Origin of the sequence: Hymenobacter terricola (assembly GCF_017921975.2) — a bacterium.
Taxonomy (GTDB): Bacteria; Bacteroidota; Bacteroidia; order Cytophagales; family Hymenobacteraceae; genus Hymenobacter; species Hymenobacter terricola.
Genome location: NZ_JAGEMO020000003.1, coordinates 315353 through 331960, shown reverse-complemented (window position 1 = coordinate 331960; position 16608 = coordinate 315353). Strand labels below are relative to the sequence as shown.

13 protein-coding genes are annotated in these 16608 nt (G+C 62.8%); 7 read left to right on the top strand and 6 right to left on the bottom strand.

What is annotated here, in order from left to right; genetic code table 11:
* Window positions 1-34: 34 nt before the first annotated feature.
* The gene (corA, locus tag J4G38_RS04625; protein WP_210515105.1) at window positions 35-1237 is read right to left on the bottom strand and encodes a magnesium/cobalt transporter CorA; all 1203 of its coding nucleotides are present in this window, start codon (window positions 1235-1237) and stop codon (window positions 35-37) included.
* 156 nt (window positions 1238-1393) lie between these two features.
* Here corA and J4G38_RS04620 point away from each other — a divergent pair, with 156 nt between their 5' ends.
* Entirely contained in the window at window positions 1394-2410 is a 1017-nt protein-coding gene (locus J4G38_RS04620; RefSeq protein ID WP_210515108.1) for a hypothetical protein, read from the top strand.
* Window positions 2411-2436: 26 nt separating this feature from the next.
* On the top strand, window positions 2437-3735 hold the full coding sequence (locus tag J4G38_RS04615) for an MATE family efflux transporter (protein WP_210515111.1): 1299 nt from the start codon (window positions 2437-2439) through the stop codon (window positions 3733-3735).
* On the opposite strand, the gene J4G38_RS04610 is transcribed toward J4G38_RS04615, so the two are convergent.
* Window positions 3729-4925 carry a PKD domain-containing protein gene (locus J4G38_RS04610; protein ID WP_210515114.1) on the bottom strand — a complete coding sequence of 399 codons (1197 nt, stop codon included), beginning with the start codon at window positions 4923-4925 and terminating at the stop codon, window positions 3729-3731. The two genes, J4G38_RS04615 and J4G38_RS04610, sit on opposite strands and share 7 nt — an antisense overlap.
* A 668-nt stretch (window positions 4926-5593) precedes the next feature.
* Window positions 5594-8014, bottom strand: coding sequence for a hypothetical protein (locus J4G38_RS04605; protein WP_210515117.1), 2421 nt, complete (start codon window positions 8012-8014; stop codon window positions 5594-5596).
* Between the two features lie 118 nt (window positions 8015-8132).
* Here J4G38_RS04605 and J4G38_RS04600 point away from each other — a divergent pair, with 118 nt between their 5' ends.
* From J4G38_RS04600 to J4G38_RS04585, 4 genes are all read left to right on the top strand, one after another.
* Complete coding sequence (locus tag J4G38_RS04600; protein WP_210515120.1) at window positions 8133-9104, top strand: glycosyltransferase family 2 protein; 972 nt, start codon at window positions 8133-8135, stop codon at window positions 9102-9104.
* Between the two features lie 108 nt (window positions 9105-9212).
* Window positions 9213-10061 (top strand): phytanoyl-CoA dioxygenase family protein, encoded by an 849-nt coding sequence (locus tag J4G38_RS04595; RefSeq protein ID WP_210515123.1) that lies wholly within the window; start codon window positions 9213-9215, stop codon window positions 10059-10061.
* A gap of 82 nt (window positions 10062-10143) precedes the next feature.
* Window positions 10144-11835: a hypothetical protein gene (locus tag J4G38_RS04590; protein ID WP_210515125.1), complete on the top strand. Its 1692-nt coding sequence runs from the start codon at window positions 10144-10146 to the stop codon at window positions 11833-11835.
* 132 nt (window positions 11836-11967) lie between these two features.
* Complete coding sequence (locus J4G38_RS04585; RefSeq protein ID WP_210515128.1) at window positions 11968-12948, top strand: acyl-ACP desaturase; 981 nt, start codon at window positions 11968-11970, stop codon at window positions 12946-12948.
* Window positions 12949-13044: 96 nt separating this feature from the next.
* Here J4G38_RS04585 and J4G38_RS04580 read toward each other — a convergent pair whose 3' ends face one another.
* The 3 genes from J4G38_RS04580 to J4G38_RS04570 all read right to left on the bottom strand — a co-directional run bounded on the left by J4G38_RS04580 (window position 13045) and on the right by J4G38_RS04570 (window position 15163).
* Window positions 13045-13728, bottom strand: coding sequence for a flavin reductase family protein (locus tag J4G38_RS04580; RefSeq protein WP_210515131.1), 684 nt, complete (start codon window positions 13726-13728; stop codon window positions 13045-13047).
* A gap of 82 nt (window positions 13729-13810) precedes the next feature.
* Window positions 13811-14671: a methylated-DNA--[protein]-cysteine S-methyltransferase gene (locus tag J4G38_RS04575; protein WP_210515134.1), complete on the bottom strand. Its 861-nt coding sequence runs from the start codon at window positions 14669-14671 to the stop codon at window positions 13811-13813.
* A 210-nt stretch (window positions 14672-14881) separates the two neighbouring features.
* Window positions 14882-15163 carry a DUF427 domain-containing protein gene (locus J4G38_RS04570; protein WP_210515137.1) on the bottom strand — a complete coding sequence of 94 codons (282 nt, stop codon included), beginning with the start codon at window positions 15161-15163 and terminating at the stop codon, window positions 14882-14884.
* Window positions 15164-15403: 240 nt separating this feature from the next.
* On the opposite strand from J4G38_RS04570, the gene J4G38_RS04565 reads away from it, so the two are divergent.
* The gene (locus tag J4G38_RS04565; RefSeq protein WP_210515140.1) at window positions 15404-16510 is read left to right on the top strand and encodes a vWA domain-containing protein; all 1107 of its coding nucleotides are present in this window, start codon (window positions 15404-15406) and stop codon (window positions 16508-16510) included.
* Window positions 16511-16608: the final 98 nt, after the last annotated feature.

Genomic DNA, 16608 nt, shown 5'->3' with positions numbered 1-16608 from the left:
CCCCGGTTTGCCGCCGGCGCGGCGCAGGCTTTTCCTACCGATTCGTGAGCCAGCCCTTGCGATAGAAGTAGAAGAGCTGCCCGGCCACCACCAGCCCCATCACGGCCAGCACAATGGGGTAGCCCCAGGGGCTGTAGAGTTCGGGCATGTTGTGGGGCAGCAGGTGGCCGTGGCCGTCGTCGCGCTGGAAATTCATGCCGTAGAGGCCCACCACGAAGCTCAGGGGAATGAAAATGGTGCTGATGATGGTCAGCACTTTCATCACCTCGTTCATGCGGTTGCCCTGGTCGGAGAGGTAGAGGTCGGTGAGGGAAGAAATGTTGTCGCGGTAGCTTTCGGCCAGGTCCAGGGCCTGGATGGCGTGGTCATAGGCATCGCGGTAGAATATTTTCAGCGACTCGGGCATCACTTCTTCGGGCAGGCGCAGGATTTCCGCGATTTTGTCGCGCTCCGGGTACACCAGCCGGCGGAAGCGCACCACGTCCTTCTTGATGCGCAGGATGCGGTTGAGCAGCCGGCGGGGGCGCTTATCGGCAAAAATGGCTTCCTCCAGGTCCTCAATGTAGTCGCCGATGGCGGCCATGGTGGGGTAGTAGTGGTCGAGTACCACATCGGTAAGCGCGTAGGCCAGGTACAGCACCGGGTGGCGGCGCAGGGTGCTGAAATTGGACCGGATGCGGGCCCGCAGCGAGTCCAGGCAGTCGTCGTAATCGTCCTGAAACGACAGCACATAATTCGGGCCGGTGAAAATGGACAGCTGGTCGTCGTCGATTTCCAGGTTGGCGGTAAAGTCGGTCATGCGCGACACCATGAACAGGCGATTATCGTCGAAAACGTCGATTTTGGCCCGTTGGTAGTCGTTCAGCACGTCTTCCATTTGCAGCGGATGAATGCCGAATTCCTGCATCAGCTGCTCAATCAGGGCCAGGTCGCCGTAGCCGCGCACGTCAATCCAGTGCTTGAGGTCGGGGTGTTCGCGCAGCTGGTCGATTAGCTCGTTGTAGCGGTCGGTGTATTCTTCTTCGGTGAAGGTGTCGTCGTCGTACGACATCAGAAACAGGCGCGGCTTCATGGCCCCTTCGCGGATGTTGAGCGTGCCGGGGCGCTGGCCCACCTGCTGCTCCCGGGCCTGGCGGGTGGCCTCGCGGTCGGTGATACCGAAGCTGACCCCGTCGGTTTCGGCCAGGGCGGGCGAGAGGTTGGGGGTGGCCTGGGAGGAGGGGCTGAGCGGGGACATGCGGCGGGAAAGTAGGCGAAAGCAAAGGCGCAACTTCGCCCCTTACGCATGGTGGTAAGATGAAGATGCCCGGAGCGGGGGACTGAAGCAGGCCCTGCCTGGGGCCACGCACCCAATCTGTACCGTACTTTGCCGGGAAAGCCACAGCAGACCGGGTTGAAAAGTACGAATTCCTTAGTTGCCACCGAAGCGGGCGCGGCCAGCGGTGCCGCCGGGCTGGCCGTGTACGTGGCCGCAGGCGGGCCCGAGGGCCCGGCCCCGCCCCGCCTGCCGCTGGCGTTCGAGTCGTTTCTGTACCTGCGGCCCGCGCATCAGGCGCTGCAGCCGGCGGCGGGCCCGGTGCTCAGCTTTTATCTGGAAAATGCCGCGGCCGGCCAAACCGTGGCCCAGCTGCACGTTGCGCTGAATACCGAATCGGGCCGGGCCCGCAGCCCCGCGCAGGCGCCGTTCGGGGCCGTGCAGCTGGCGGCGGGCGTGTCCATCGGCCAGGTTCATGCCTTGCTGGACGCGGCCGAAAGCCGGCTGCAACAAGCGGGCATCCGGCAGCTGACCATGCGGGGCTACCCGTTTGCCTACGACCCCGCCGGGGCCGCCACGCTGGCCGAAGCCCTGCGCCAGCGCGGCTACCGCGTCAGTCTGGCCGAGCTGAACTACCACCTCGACCCCGCCCGCGACTACGAAGCCCACCTGCACCCTTCCGAGCGCCGCCGACTGCACAAGTGCCGCCGCCACGGCCTGCACTTCGAGCAGGAGCCGCCCTTTCTGCTGCCGGCGGCCTACGACTTCATCAAAACCTGCCGGCAGGAGCGGGGCCAGGAATTGTCGCTGCCCCTGGAGCGGGTGCAGGAGCTGTTTCAGCGCTTCCCCCGGGAGCATTTTCTGTTCTCGGTGCGTGAGCCGGACGGCGGGTGGGCGGCCGTCACGGTGGCCATTCGGGTCGATGAGCGGGTGCTGTATAACTTCTACCCGGCCAGCCCGCTGCGCTGCAATTCCTTCAGCCCGGTGGTGCTGCTCAACGAAGGCCTGCACGCGTTCGCCCGCGCCAGCGGCATGGCCGTGCTCGACCTTGGCACCTCGACCCTTGACTCCGGCCCCAATGCCTCGCTGCTGCGCTTTAAGCGGCATTTGGGCGGAGTGGCGGGCCTGCGCCTGAGCTGGGAAAAGGCGCTGTAAGCGGCTCGCCCGTTCTTTGCACTTGCATGCCCACCACCCCACCACCTATCCCAACCCCGAATCCACCCATCTGGCGGGAATTTGTGCGCGGCTCGCTGGGCACGGGCGTGGCCGTAGCGGCGCGCGGGGCGGGGGCATTGGTGCTCAACAAGCTGTTTGCGGTGTATGCGCCGGCCGGCGGCCTCACCCTGCTGGCCCAGTTCCAGAACCTGATGGCCCTGCTCACCGCCCTGCCCAACGATGGCGTGCATGTGGGCCTGGTGAAATACCTCGCGCCGCTGCGGCCCGGCAGCCCGCGCTACCGGGCCTGGCTGGGGGCCGCGGCCGGGCTCAATGGCGCGGCCCTGCTGGCCGGGGCAGGCGTGCTGGCCAGCCGCGGGCTGCTGGGCTGGGGCTGGGGCAGCCTGGCGGCATTCCTGCTGGGCATCGTGCTACTCACCGGGCAGGGGCTGCTGGGCGCGGCGCTGCTGGCGGCCGGGCGGCTGCGGGCCTACATTGGGCTGTCGGTGGCGCTGTCGGGGCTGGGCACGGGCGCGGCTGCGGTCACCCTGCTCCAGCATTTTCCGTTGAACATCGTGCTGCTGGCTTACCTGCTGGCGCAGGGTCTCACGCTGCTGCCGGCGCTGGTGCTGGCGGCGCGGGCCGGGCTGCTGCGGCACCTGCGGCCGGCCGCGCCCGTCAGCCGGCTGGCGCTGCGTGGGCTGGGCCAGTTCCTGCTCATGGCTGTGAGCACACTGCTCTTTGGCAAGGCCGTGGACTACGTGCTGCGCGACTACCTGCTGCACACCTACGGCCCGGTGCGTACTGATTTGTGGCAAACAGTGGCCAAGCTTTCGGACAACTACACCATGGTATTCGTGGCCGTGATGAGCAGCGTTTTTTACCCCCGGCTGGCGGCGCTGGCCGGGCAGGCGCGGGGGGCGCGCGGCTACCTGCTGGGCGTGCTGCGGCTGCTGGCGCCGGTGCTGGCCGTGGGCCTGGGGCTGATTTTTGCCTGCCGCAACTGGCTGCTGCCGCTGCTGTTTGCGCCGCATTTGCTGGGTGCCCGCGAATTCCTGGCCCCTCAGCTGCTCGGCGACTGGGCCAAGTTTCTGAGCTGGCTGTTCATCTTTCAACTCACGGCCCGGGCGCGCACGGGGCCATACATCGCGGTGCAGGCGGCTTCGGCGGCGGTATTTGGGGCGCTACTGGCCGTGCTGCTGCCGCGCTACGGCCTGGAAGGGGCGGTGCTGGCCCACGCCGCCCGGTATTGGTTGCTGCTGCTGGCCTGCGGCTTTTTCTTTTGGAAGAATAGAATAAGTGAAACAAAAGCCCCCGGTTATTGAATCACCAGGCGTTTGACCAAGGCACCTTCCTGCGGCCGGAGCCGCAAGGTGTACACGCCCGTGGCCAAGCCGTTCAGGTCTATGCGTACGCTCTGGGCCAGCTGGCTGGCGGGCCAGCTCACGCGCCGCACCACTTGGCCCAGCGGGTTGAGCAGTTCGCCCGCCACGGGCCCCTGCGCCCGCAGGCCCGGCAGCTGCACCGTCGCGCCGCCGGTCCCGGCCGGGTTGGGAAAGGCGCTGAGCCGGTCCTGGAGCAACCGCTGGGCGGCGGTGGCCAGCGCGAACGGGTAAACCACCGCGGTGCTGGTGCAGCCCAGGTTGTTGGTGACGGTGAGGCGCACCCCCGTGGCGGCCCCGCTGCCAGGGGCGTAGTGGTGGGGCGGGGGCGCGGGGCCGTCGGAGTGGGTGCCGTCGCCAAAGTCCCAGCGCCAGCGCACGAATTGGGCATACGGCGGGCCGGGCGTGGACAGGCTCACGAAGCGCAGGCTGTCGCCGGTAGGAGTGGGCGCGTAGCCGAAGGCGGCCACGGGCGGGGTCTGGCACAGGTTGGGCTCGTAAGGCAGCCCCACGCTGCTGAGCCGGGTGAGTTCGAAAGTGTTGTTTTGCGTGGCGTCGGAGAAGGTGCCCGCCAGCGTGAGCGTGCCATTGGGGCTCAGGTCCAGGAACCGGTTGGGTTCGTAGTCGGGGCCACTGCTGGGGGTGTAGCGCTCCCAGACCGGCTGCGCGACGCCACCCACCGCCGGACGGAATAGGGCAAGGTATTGGGTGAGTTGCTGCGTATAATATTGTCCGGTGTTGCGGTAGCCGCTCACCAGCACGCTGCCGTCGGCCAGGGGGCGGCCGTGGGAGAGGTCGTAGCTCGGGGCGCTGGCTCCGGTGGCGGGCCCCAGCAGGTGCTGCCACTGCACCTGGCCCAGGCTGTCGAGCTGCATGAGCCAGGCTTTGGTGTAGACATTTGGGCCCGCCCCGATGCTTTTCACCGTGGTGAGCAACAGGCCACCGTGCGGGGTGGGGCGCAGGTCGCGCAGCGTTTCAAAGTCCGTGGCCCCCCCGTAGTAGCGGGAGCGGAGGGTGTCGCCGCTGGCCGTGATGCGCAGCACCCACACGTCGGGTTGCACGTAGCTGGCACCGGGGTAGGGGCGCTCCTGGTAGCCGGCCAGGGCGTACGAGCCGTCAGACAGGGCTGCCATGTGAGTCAACGCTGAATAGGCCCGGCCGTAGGTGCGCTGCCAGGAAACCGAGCCGGCCGAATCTACCCGTAGCACTACCGCTATCGGCGCACTGACTGACGCTGGAGAAGCGGGCGCACAGGAAATCAGGGCCCCACCATCAGGCAAAGCCAACAACTTAAAAGCGTAAGATATCTGGCCATTGATTGTAAGCGGCCGTGTCCATCGCACAATACCGGTCGAATCGGTGCGATTTAAGGTGATGACAGGAGGTTGGTACACCCCTTGGATATAGCCGGAGGTAATACCACCTAATATTAACAAGTCACCATTCGGCGTTGCAACGGCATCACCATACCCGTAGCTGGGCGGGAATATATTTTGGCTTGCTATGCTGCGTGTCGGGTTGTGTAGTCGATAACGAACCGTGTCTCCGTTGTTATTAAAGAAGCCCAGTATCGCAGCGCGATAAGCCGTATCGGTGTTGCCCGTCAGGCTGGCCGCAGCTAACAGCCGTTTGGTAGTAAGGCGTTTGAATAGTCCTACATCCCCTTGCCGGTTGTTGTAGCGGTAATTGCGCTGCCAGAGGCGTGTGGGCTGCGTTTGCGCGAAGCAGGGACTCAACTGAAAAACAAAAAGTAGAATTAGGCTAAGCTGTTTCATCACGAGTAGATTGTTAACATAAAAGACTATTTTACAAGTAGCCGCCTTGTTTGCCCAGGAACCCCATCAGCATACATTGTAACGAAGTACAGACCGGGCTGCCAGCCCAAAACATTCATTTCAAATACGCCTTCCTGCTTAACTGGTATCGCATAGCGTTGCAGCGGGCGACCATCTGTGGCCCGGCTGACGCGCAACTCAGCTGAGTGAGTTTCTTTAACTAGCTGGTAAGCAAAAGAAGTAGATTCCGTTGCTGGGTTGGGACTGTTCTGTGATAAGCCATTCGGTGCATTGGTCCGTTCAAGCCCTGGATTGCCGCTTCCACAAACCTGTCCTTGGGGATAGGTCTGATTTGCTCGAAGCAAGGATACATTAAAACATAATTCTGATAACTGGTGATGGCCTGAGAATAAAGGTTGTAATCGCACAGGAGGTATGTCTATATAATCAGGGAAAGTGGTGTAGTTAAAAAACTGTGGAGCAGTACAACTGCCATTGTAAATAGCATAAAAGGCAGGTTTTCCAGCGGAATAATCAAGAAATTTATTCGAGCGCGGTTGGACCGGAGTTGGTACCGAACTAGGCAGCGGGTCAAGTGAGACAAGCGGTGCCCCGGTCACTATAATGCCGTAGGCCGTTCCAGGGAAGGTACCGTTGCTGCGGTCAAACGTATTACAATACAACGGTAGTGATACCGTGGGAGCACACGGATTATTAAAGTTTGTAGAAGCACGGTTGGTGCCACCTCCCGAGACTTCAATTCCCCGTTGGCATTGGGTAAACACGCTGGTATTGACGGTGCCCAGCGAATTGTAAGGGTTATTAAATAACACACCGCTGAACTGAATGCCTGTGTGCAGCAGGGTGAAGGTGTTATTGCTGGCGACGCCCAGGCGCTTTACCTTGATGCCGACCTGCTTAGTGCGTTGGGAAAAAGTAAAATCCGTGTAGGGATTGTTAGTCTGGCGAAAATCGGCGTTGTAGATGGTTAGCAGCAGCGTACCGTTGGTGAAAATACCCCGCGTTTCGCCCACGCCGTCCAGCACGTCATTCGCAACGGCAGTGGTAAATTGGGGGGTGTTCGGCAAGCTGGTGGCCGTGGGAAACACGAAATACGAAGGGCCGCCCAACGCCAGCAGACCGCTCGTGTTTGAACTGTTGAGGTTCATGGCCGCGAGCCAGAGGTTTTCATACCGGTTCTCCCCGGCATCAAGCGTCGAGGCGCTGCCGTCGTCCGGGGAGTGGAAGCCAAACAGCGCGTTGCGAAAGGTGCTGTAATCCCACTCAATTCCACAATTGCCGGTAAACCACACATGGTACTGGGAGTAATGGGGATAGTTGGGGTCGCCCGCCGCGAAAGCTTTGGGTGCTTTGAAAGATTCCGGTTTGGAGTCAAATAAAGCCCCAACCACAAAGTTGCCGTCGCTCCGGGCAGCGTTTGGCGTATTGACCCGGTGCAGCACCATACTCTGTTCATTATGTAAAAAATCGATGCCGGCCAGCTGGTAGTACGGCCCGGCGCTGCTGCCCGAAGCCTGCTCAAAATCGATGCCACCCAAGCTGTGGCTGACCTGGTTGCGGAGCGTAGGCAGGGTGCTGGCGGGCGGACTGTTGACATCGCCTGGGGTGCCGTTGGCGTAGGTGGCCGTGATGCCGACGGCGGTATTTCGCACCCACAGCTTGCCCCACATCTCGTCACAGGCCGCCGTGATGCTCACGCCGGCCAGGCTCAGGCTGGCCCCGTCCTGCAAATACAGGTCCTTGCCGCCGTCCATCAGCAGTACGCTGCCCATGGGCGGCTGGTAGGCCAGGCCACTCAGAATTATCGGGCTGCTGCCCGTGAAGTGGAACCGGGTGCCCACCGGGTAGCTTTGGCCGGTGGCCGGGTTGATGAAGGGCGAGCCGGTGCCGGCATTGAACAGGCTGCCCGCGATGGTGATGATGGCCGTCGGGTTCTGCGAGATAGGACAGCAGTTTTCGTACACGCGCACGGGTCCCCCGGCCGATACCGGCTGGCCCGTGGCCGGGTCGATGCTGGTGACGCTGTAAGTCGTCGTGACCAGGGGCGCGGCCACGACCACCGCGCCGGTGGTGGCGGAGAGCCCCACGTTTGGGCTCCAGGTAAAGGTGCCGTTGCCCCCGCTGGCGGTCATCGTAAAATGGTCGCCGGCGCAAATGGTGTTTACCCCGCTCCCCGTAACGCGAATCGCTCCTGGTCCACCGGGGCCCGTATCGAAGGGGCCAGGGTTGGTGCCGGCATTGGACGTCGGTGCGGTGGTATCGGGCTTAGTGCCGCCGGTAGCGCCACTAATCAGGCGGTTGGCTTGGTGCGCTGGGGTTTGCCCATAGCACTTTGTTGATGCCAGTGCAGCGACCAAAAATAGAACAAGAACCTGCCGGGTGGCCATCAGCCGAAATTGGTTCGGCGCTGCGTAAGTGTGCTTCATGCAATGAAAGGGAGAATAGGGGAATAGGTGAGGCCAAGGTACTCACGGATTGGCCCAAAGCACCCATCTAGGCAGGTTACCAAATGAGGCGGGGTTTTCAGTTGTTCATTTGCGGCGCATGCCCGATTCCTCGTTCCTCGTTCCTCATCCCTCGTTAAGCGAAGCGCCCGCGCCACCCCTGGTGTCCATCGTGGCGCTGTGCTACAACCACGCGCCGTTCGTGCGCGAGGCCCTGGATTCCATTCGGGCCCAGACGTACCCCAACCTGGAAGTGTGGCTCGTGGACGACGCCAGCACCGACGACAGCCCGGCCATTTTGCAGGAATACGCGGCCCAAAACCCCGGCTGGCACCTGCTGCTGCTGCCCGAAAACCTCAAAAACTGCCGCGCCTTCAACCAGGCTTTTTGGCAGTGCCGGGGCGAGTTCGTGGTGGATTTTGCCACCGACGACGTGCTGCTGCCCGAGCGCGTGGCCAGCCAGGTGGCGGCGTTTCAGGCGCTGCCGGCCTCCTACGGCGTGGTGTATTCCAATGCCGAGCTGATTGACGAAAACGGCCAGTTGCTGCGCCTGCACCACCGGCCCGACCGCCACGGCCGCCTGCGCCCGCGCCCCGCCAGCGGCTGGGTTTTTGCCGACGTGCTCGACCATTATTTCATTTGCACGCCCACCATGATGATGCGCCGCGCCGTGCTGGCCCGGCTGGGCGGCTACGACGAGGCGCTGAGCTACGAGGACTTCGACTTCTGGGTGCGGGCCAGCCGCGACTGGCAGTTCTTCTACCAGGAAGCCGTGACCACCCGCCGCCGCCGCCACCCGCGCTCGATGTCGACCAAAGCCTACCAGCCCAACGACCCGTACCTGGCCTCCAACATTGCGGTGTGCCACAAGGCGCTGGGCCTCCTCCGCACGCCCTGGGAGCAGGCCGCACTGGCCACCTGCCTGCGCTGGGAATTGCGCCAGGCCGTGCGCCGGGGCCGCTACCCCGAGGCCCGGCAAGTGCTGGGACTCCTGCGCCAAACGGCCCGTTTCACGCCCCTGGATTGGGCCCTGGCCGCCTGGAGCCACCTTCGAAGCCGGATTAGCGGTTAAATTTGGGGCCGAGTTTAGTTGTTCGTTGCTAGTTGTTGGCTAATAGTCAATCGTATAAAACAACTGGCTATTAGCCAACAACTAGCAACGAACAACTAGCAACCTGCCATGACGCCTGATTCCGCTGCCACTCCCGCGCCCTTCGACCACCTGAACCTCAACGGCCAGGCCGTGCCCTACCAAGTGGAAGGGGCCCGCGGCGCGGCCGATGACAGCCAGGTCCTCCTCGCCGCCGACCACGACCTCACCGCCCGCGCCCCCTGGGCGGCCGAGGGGTTTGCCGTGCTGCCCGGCCTGCCCGCGCCCTACCACGAGGCACTGCAAACGGGCCTGGCCGCATTGCTGCGCGAAGCCATGCGCACGGCCGGCGTGCCGGTGGCCGATGATTTCGATATTGCCCAGTATCACCACGCCATTGGCGGCGATAATGGGAAGCATCTGGCCGTCATCGCCCAGACCAAGGAGTTTAAGCACGGCCAGTTTCCGATTCCGCTGGAAGTCATGGAAGCGTATCTGAGCGCCGCCACTGGCCAGCCCATCAGCGCCTACAACTACCACTCCGATGAGCGGGTGTTTCACTTGCGCATCGTGCGTCCCGGCCGGGCCGACCACAACCCCCTGCACCGCGACGTGTGGCTGCCCGAGTACCGCGACGGCCTCAATATTTACCTGCCCGTGGCCGGCAGCACGGCACTTTCGTCGCTCACGCTGGTGCCCGGCAGCCACCACTGGCCCGAAAACGCCGTGGAGCGCACGGCCGGCGGGGCCATCTACCACGGCGTGGCCTACACCGTGCCCGGCGTGCTGCGCCCCGCCCGTTCGCTCGACATTATCCGCCCCAACCCCGGCCCCGACGAAGTGCTGGTGTTTTCGCCCTACCTGCTGCACGGCGCCGCCGCCAACCTGAACGAAGACGCCACCCGCGTATCGCTCGAAATGCGGTTTTGGAAGGCCTGAACGAGTATCCTGAATTGAAAATTAGCGTCACTCACTCCGTCAAATTAACCCAGCTTAATCAGGCTATTCTTCCGTTGCCGCTGTGCCGAGCCACTCCCGTTTAGCCATTTTTGCCCGTGTAGTGCTGCTGCCGCTGGCCCTCATATTGCTCACGCTGGCGGGGCTGGGCAGCTATTACGAAGCCAGCGACGATACCACCCTGGCCTGGCTGTTTTCGGGCGTTTTGTCGCTGAAGCCGATAACCTCGGTGCCGCTGTATTTCCACGGCTACGGGCACCTGCTGGCTGCCGCGTACACGGCTGCGCCCGGCGTGCCCTGGCTGGGCCTGCTGCTGAGCACGCTGCTGGCCGGGGCCACCATCCTCGCGTTCGCGGTGCTGGATAACTTGCTGCGGCCCCACCTGCGGCCGCCTGCGCTGGTGTTGGCGTTGGTGGTGTTTTTCGGGGTGGCCTGGGTCGAGCACTGGCTGTGGTTCAGCTACGTGCGGGTGGCGCTGCTGCTGGCGGGCGTGGCCGTGCTGTATGCGGCGCAGCGGCCGGGGCACCGGGGGGCGCTGCTACTGGGGCTGGCGGGCCTGGGGGCCGCTTGGCTGCTGCGCCCCAGCCAGGCGGCGCTGGGCCTGGGGGCGGTGCTGCCGGCGGTGCTGCTGCTGGCCGGCGGCGGGCGGCGGGCGTTGCCAGTAGTGGCGGGCGCGGCGTTCATATTGGCCTTCGCCACTGGTGCCGCTGCCCTGCTTCGCACCCCTGAGCAGGCCCATGCCCAGGTGCGGGACGGCTATTTTGCCCGCGTGTTGGACTTCGACCAACTGCGCCCGCAGCCGCGTACTGCCGCCGATAGTCTGGGCACCGATGCCGTTAATCTCTGGCTGATGGGCGACTCCACGGTGGTGAACGAAGCCATGTGCCGCCGCGCCTACCACTTCGATGCGCCCGACTTTTTCCGGCAGGTGGTGCCCGCCAAGCTGGTGCTGCGGGCTCAGTTACTGGTTCGTGACTACTTCCCGCTGCTGCTGGCGCTGCTGGCCGCTGCCGTGGGGGTGGCCCGCCGGGGCCGGCCGGGGTGGTTCTGGCTCGTACAATTCGGCTTTGTCGGAGTCTTTGTGTTCCTGGCCGGGGTTCTCAAACTGCCAGCCAGGATTGAATTGCCGCTGCTCGATTTCTGGCTCCTGACCAACCTGGCTTTCTTATTCCAGGCTGCGGGCTTTTCCGTGGCCGCCGCCGGAGCGAAGCCCTTGGTTATGTCCCGGCCAGCCGTTTCTCCATTGATTCGGCGGCTGAGTGTGGTGGCCACCGTGCTGGTGCTGCTGCTGTACGGGGCCAAAACCTGGCACCGCCACCAGGTGCTGAGCCAGGAACGGCGCCACCATGAGCTGGCCCTGCAGGCCATCACCCGCTTGGAAGCTGGCCGCCTCCGCATCCTGGGGGGCACCAACGACCTGCTGAAAAGCCTTTCGCCCTTTCGCAATTATTCAGCAGGCCCGGGGCCTGTGCTGTTGCTCACCGGCTGGTCTTCTCATGATGCCTCGCAGGGCCCGCTCCGGTACGCCCTCAGCGGCCATGCCGACCAAACCGACTGCCTGCGCCGCTTAGTGACCAGTGCGCCCGCTATTGCCCCGCTGTGGGTGCTCACCCCCGAAAGCGCCCATTGGCTTAGCCGCCGCTTTCGCTTTGGCGGCGCCCCGCGCCTGCTGCTGAGCGCGCAGGCCAGCGACCCGGTTATATATGCCGATGCGGCCCTGTTCGTTTACCGCGTACAGCCCTACCCGGGACCCTGAATTTGCCCCGGCTTTTGGGCCCTGCGCAGCCCAATGCCATAATCTTATACCCCGCTCCTTGCTCACAAGGCGGACCTTTGCTTCGCCAAAAGCGTTTCTTCATTAATAACTCACGCTTTCGTGCCCCATCCCATGCTAACCACCACGATGACTTCCCGCAGCGAAGTCCTGCAGCACCTCGAAGGCTTCCTGAAATCAAACATCGGCACCTTCCTCAAAAGTGTGGAAGAGAGCTGGCAGCCCGGCGATTTCCTGCCCGACTCGCGCCTCGATACCTTCTTTGATGAGGTGAAGGAGTTGCGCGAAAAAGCCAGCAACCTGCCCTACGACCTGCTGGCCGTGCTCATCGGCGACACCATCACCGAGGAGGCCCTGCCCAACTACGAAGCCTGGTTCCACGAGCTCGACGACCTGAACCGCGACCGCGACAACGGCTGGGCCCAGTGGATTCGGGGCTGGACGGCCGAAGAAAACCGCCACGGCGACCTGCTGAACCGTTATTTGTACCTCTCGGGCCGCGTGAACATGCGCGAGTTCGAAGTCTCGACCCAGTACCTCATCAACGACGGCTTCGACCTCGGCACGGCCCACGACCCGTACCGCGCCTTCGTCTACACCAGCTACCAGGAGCAGGCCACCAACATCTCGCACCGCCGCGTGGGCCAGCTGGCCCGCACCGCCGGCGACGACCAGCTCTCCAAAATCTGCGGCATGATTGCGGGCGATGAAAACCGCCACGCCCGCGTCTACAAGACGTTCGTGGAGAAAATCTTCGAAGTGGACCCCTCCGAAATGATGCTGGCCTTCGAGGACATGATGCGCAAGAAAATTGTGATGCCGGCCCACTACATGCGCGAAATGGGCATCGAGATGGGCAAAACCTTCGGCCACTTCACCGACGCCGCCCAGCGCCTCGGCGTGTACACCAGCTCCGACTACACCGACATCCTCGACTCGCTCATTCACGACTGGAAAATCGAGCACCTCACCGGCCTCAACGGGGCCGCCGAAAAAGCCCGCGACTACGTGATGGCCCTGCCCAACCGCCTGCGCCGCGTGGCCGACCGCATGCCCGTGCCCAAGCTGGAGTACAAGTTCAAGTGGATTTCGTAGCCCTGAGCTGAATTACTGCACCGCGCCTACCTCTCTGCTGAGAAGTAGGCGCGGTGTTGTTTCAGCCCGTTGCAGTCTGCGCATATGGCCTAACGCTCAACTGCCGATTAGCTCCATAGCCGTGCGGGCGCGGTCAATGTCGGGGCTGCGGTAAAGCGCTTCGGGAATCTGTGCCAGCGTGGAGTCATGAATGCGCGAGCCCAGCCCGTAGAAGTGCTGAAAGCTCATGATGAGGGGCCGCCACTTGTCGGGGTCTACCCGGTTGGGATGACCGGCCAGCAGAATGGATTCTGCCAGATGCACGCGCTGGATGCGCACTTCCAGGGTAAGCAGCCGGCCGCGAATGGCGTCATCGGCTTCGCCCAGGCCGTGGGTGGCTTCCAGCACGGCTTCGAGCTGCACGGGGCACTCCTGCACCCGCGGCGGCGCCACGGTTTCGGCCGGCACGGGCGTGAGGCCGGCTAACCCGAATTTGTTGCGCTCGGTGCGGTAGCCCTTGTGCAGCTTACCCGCCGGCACCGGGTCGGAGCCGGTTGTTAGCGCCAGGCGGTTCACGGCATCCACCAGGTCCACCGAAGGCAGGTTGAGCACGCACTGGCCGGTTCGGAGCAGGTTCTGGGTGGTTTGGGAAGGGGCCGCGAGGCCCAGTACCCCGCGCCAGCCCAGCCAGAACACCGAGGACATCGGAGCCAGGTTGGCCGAACCGTCTTCATTAAGCGTGCTGATGAGGACGACGGGAGTGCCGAAATAAAGAATGGCGGGTTCGCTGAGCTGGTGCATAGGGCAGGGTTTTCGTGGAGTTGCACAGGCAAAATTGGCCCTTGCTGCTCCTGCGCCCCACCCGATTCTTGCGCACTTGCCGTTAGTAAGCGGCGGCCGCGGCAACGGGTGCGGCGCGGTTCGGCGCGGTGTGCGCGGCTTCCCAGCCCACCAGCGCGGCTTTGCGCGTGGCGCCCCAGCGGTACTGGCCCAGCTCGCCCGTCTGGCGGATGACGCGGTGGCAGGGGATGAGGTAGCCCACCGGATTGGCCCCGATGGCGGTGCCGGCCGCCCGCACGGCCGCGCCGTTCCCGGCCGCCTCGGCCAATTGCGAATACGTGCGCAATTCTCCTTCGGGAACGTGCAGCAGCGATTCCCAGATTTTGAGCTGGAATAGCGTGCCCTTGAGGTGCAGGTGCAGCCGCTCGGTGGGAGGGAAGTCGCGGGCAAAAAACCGGCCGACCTGAAGGTGGAAAGCATTTTCGGTAGCCATAATCCTCGCATTCGGCCACTCCTGATGCAGGGCCGCTACCGCCGCCGCTTCATCGTTCACAAACACCAGCTTGCAGACGCCTTTGGCCGTCGAAGCAACCAGGTAACGCCCGAATGGGCTGTTTCCGAAGCTGTACTGCAGGGCCAAATCGGCCCCACCGTGGCGGTATTCGCCGGGCGTCATGCCTTCCAGGGTCACGAAAAGGTCGTGCAGGCGGCCGGTACCGGAGAGGCCGGTTTCGTGGGCCGCCTCCGCTACGGATACCCGCTCGCGCAGCATGCGCTTGGCGTGGTCGAGGCTGAGGTATTGCAGAAATTTCTTGGGCGTCACGCCGGCCCATTCCTGAAACTTGCGCTGGAAGTGAAACGGGCTCCAGTGGGCCTGGGCGGCCATTTCGTCCAGGCTCGGTTGGGCCTGGAAATTGGCCCGGACAAAAGCCAGGGCGCCGGCAATGCGGTCGTAGTCAGTCATGTCGGTTTGGGGCTGATTGACTACAAATTTCGCGCCTGGCGCTGAAGGTGAAAACCCGATTCTTGCGCAGTTCGGGGAGGAATCGGGTCAAAGAAAAACGTCATGCTGAGCTTGTCGAAGCATCTCTGCCGCAATAGTAAATCCAATCGATAGGATTGGTTACGCGGTAGAGATGCTTCGACAAGCTCAGCATGACGTTCAATTGAGTTTTTACTTCTCCACTTTTACGCCTTTCCAGAACGCCACGCGGTTTTTTATCTCCTTGGCGGCGTCTTTGGGCTCGGGGTAGTACCAGGCGGCATCTTTGTTTTGCTCGCCGTTTACTTTCAACGAATAGTAGCTGGCGCGGCCTTTCCAGGGGCAGGTAGTTTGGGCAATGCTGTCCTCAAAAAACTCCTTTTTGATGGAATCTGCGGGGAAATAGTGGTTGTTTTCGACCACTACGGTGTCGTCGCTCTCGGCCACAACGGTGTTGTTCCAGATGGCTTTCATGGGTGGGGTTTTGGGGCTTAGGGTCTTGGGAACTTAGGGTCTCGGAGATTCAGAACCTTAAATCCGAAGCGGAAAGGGTACGAGGACGAACCAGGTTCCCCGGTTCCTAAGTCCCCAAGACCCCAATTGAACATTGCCCGCGCCGTCGTTGTTTTCGAAGCCAACAACCGGCCGATATGTACAGGTATCCGCAAGCCCGGAAATTGTTAGTTGCAAACCGATAACTGTTCCCCGAATTATATGGCCGTTGGCTTCCGCTTCCGCGATTTTGTGCCCGAAGACCAGCCCGAGAAGGGCTTTGAATCGTTGTTTAAGCTGTTCATGCAGCTCGTTACCATCACCTCCGGCGACGTGGGCGAGGCCCTGCAATGGCTCAATGAGCTCGACAAGCAGTACGGGCTCACCGACGACAACTACGGCATGGGCAATTTCATCGATGACCTGAAGAAAAAGGGCTACATCGATGAGAATGAGCAGGAAAAGGGCGCGTTCAAGATTACGCCCAAAACCGAGCAGGGCATCCGCAAGTCGGCGCTGGAGGAGATTTTTGGCAAGCTCAAGAAGAGCAACACCGGCAACCACCGCACGCCCCACACCGGCCAGGGCGACGAGCAAAGCACCGACCTGCGCGAATTCCGCTTCGGCGACTCGCTGGAGCAGATTCAGATGTCCGAATCCATCCGCAATGCCCAGCTCAACCACGGCATGGACGGCGACGATTTCATGCTGACCGAGGGCGACCTGGAAGTGCGCGAAAACGAGCACAAGTCCCAGACCAGCACCGTGCTGATGATTGACATCTCGCACTCGATGATTCTCTACGGCGAGGACCGCATCACGCCGGCCAAGAAGGTGGCCATGGCCCTGGCCGAGCTGGTGAAGCAGAAATACCCCAAGGATTTCCTCGACGTCATCGTGTTCGGCAACGACGCCTGGCAGATTGAGGTGAAGGACTTGCCTTACCTGCAAGTCGGCCCCTACCACACCAACACCGTGGCCGGCCTGGAGCTGGCCATGGACCTGCTCCGCAAGCGCAAAACGCCCAACAAGCAGATTTTCATGATTACCGACGGCAAGCCCACCTGCCTGAAAGAGCCCGGCGGCTACTACAAAAACTCCTTCGGCCTCGACCGCAAAGTGGTAAACAAAACCCTGAACCTGGCTGCCGCCGCCCGCCGCGTGAAAATCCCCATCACCACGTTCATGATTACCTCCGACCCGTATCTGCAGAAATTCGTGGAGGAATTCACGGAGGTGAACCAGGGCAAGGCGTACTATTCCGGCCTGAAAGGGCTGGGCCACCTGGTGTTCGAAGACTACAAGAAAAACCGGCGTAAAACCTTGTAGGGGCGGGGCCTGCCCCCGCCCGAATCTTTGCGTGACACCCGCACGATACTTTCGTCCTTACAATTACATCGTTCTAACGGCGGGCAGGGACAAGCCCT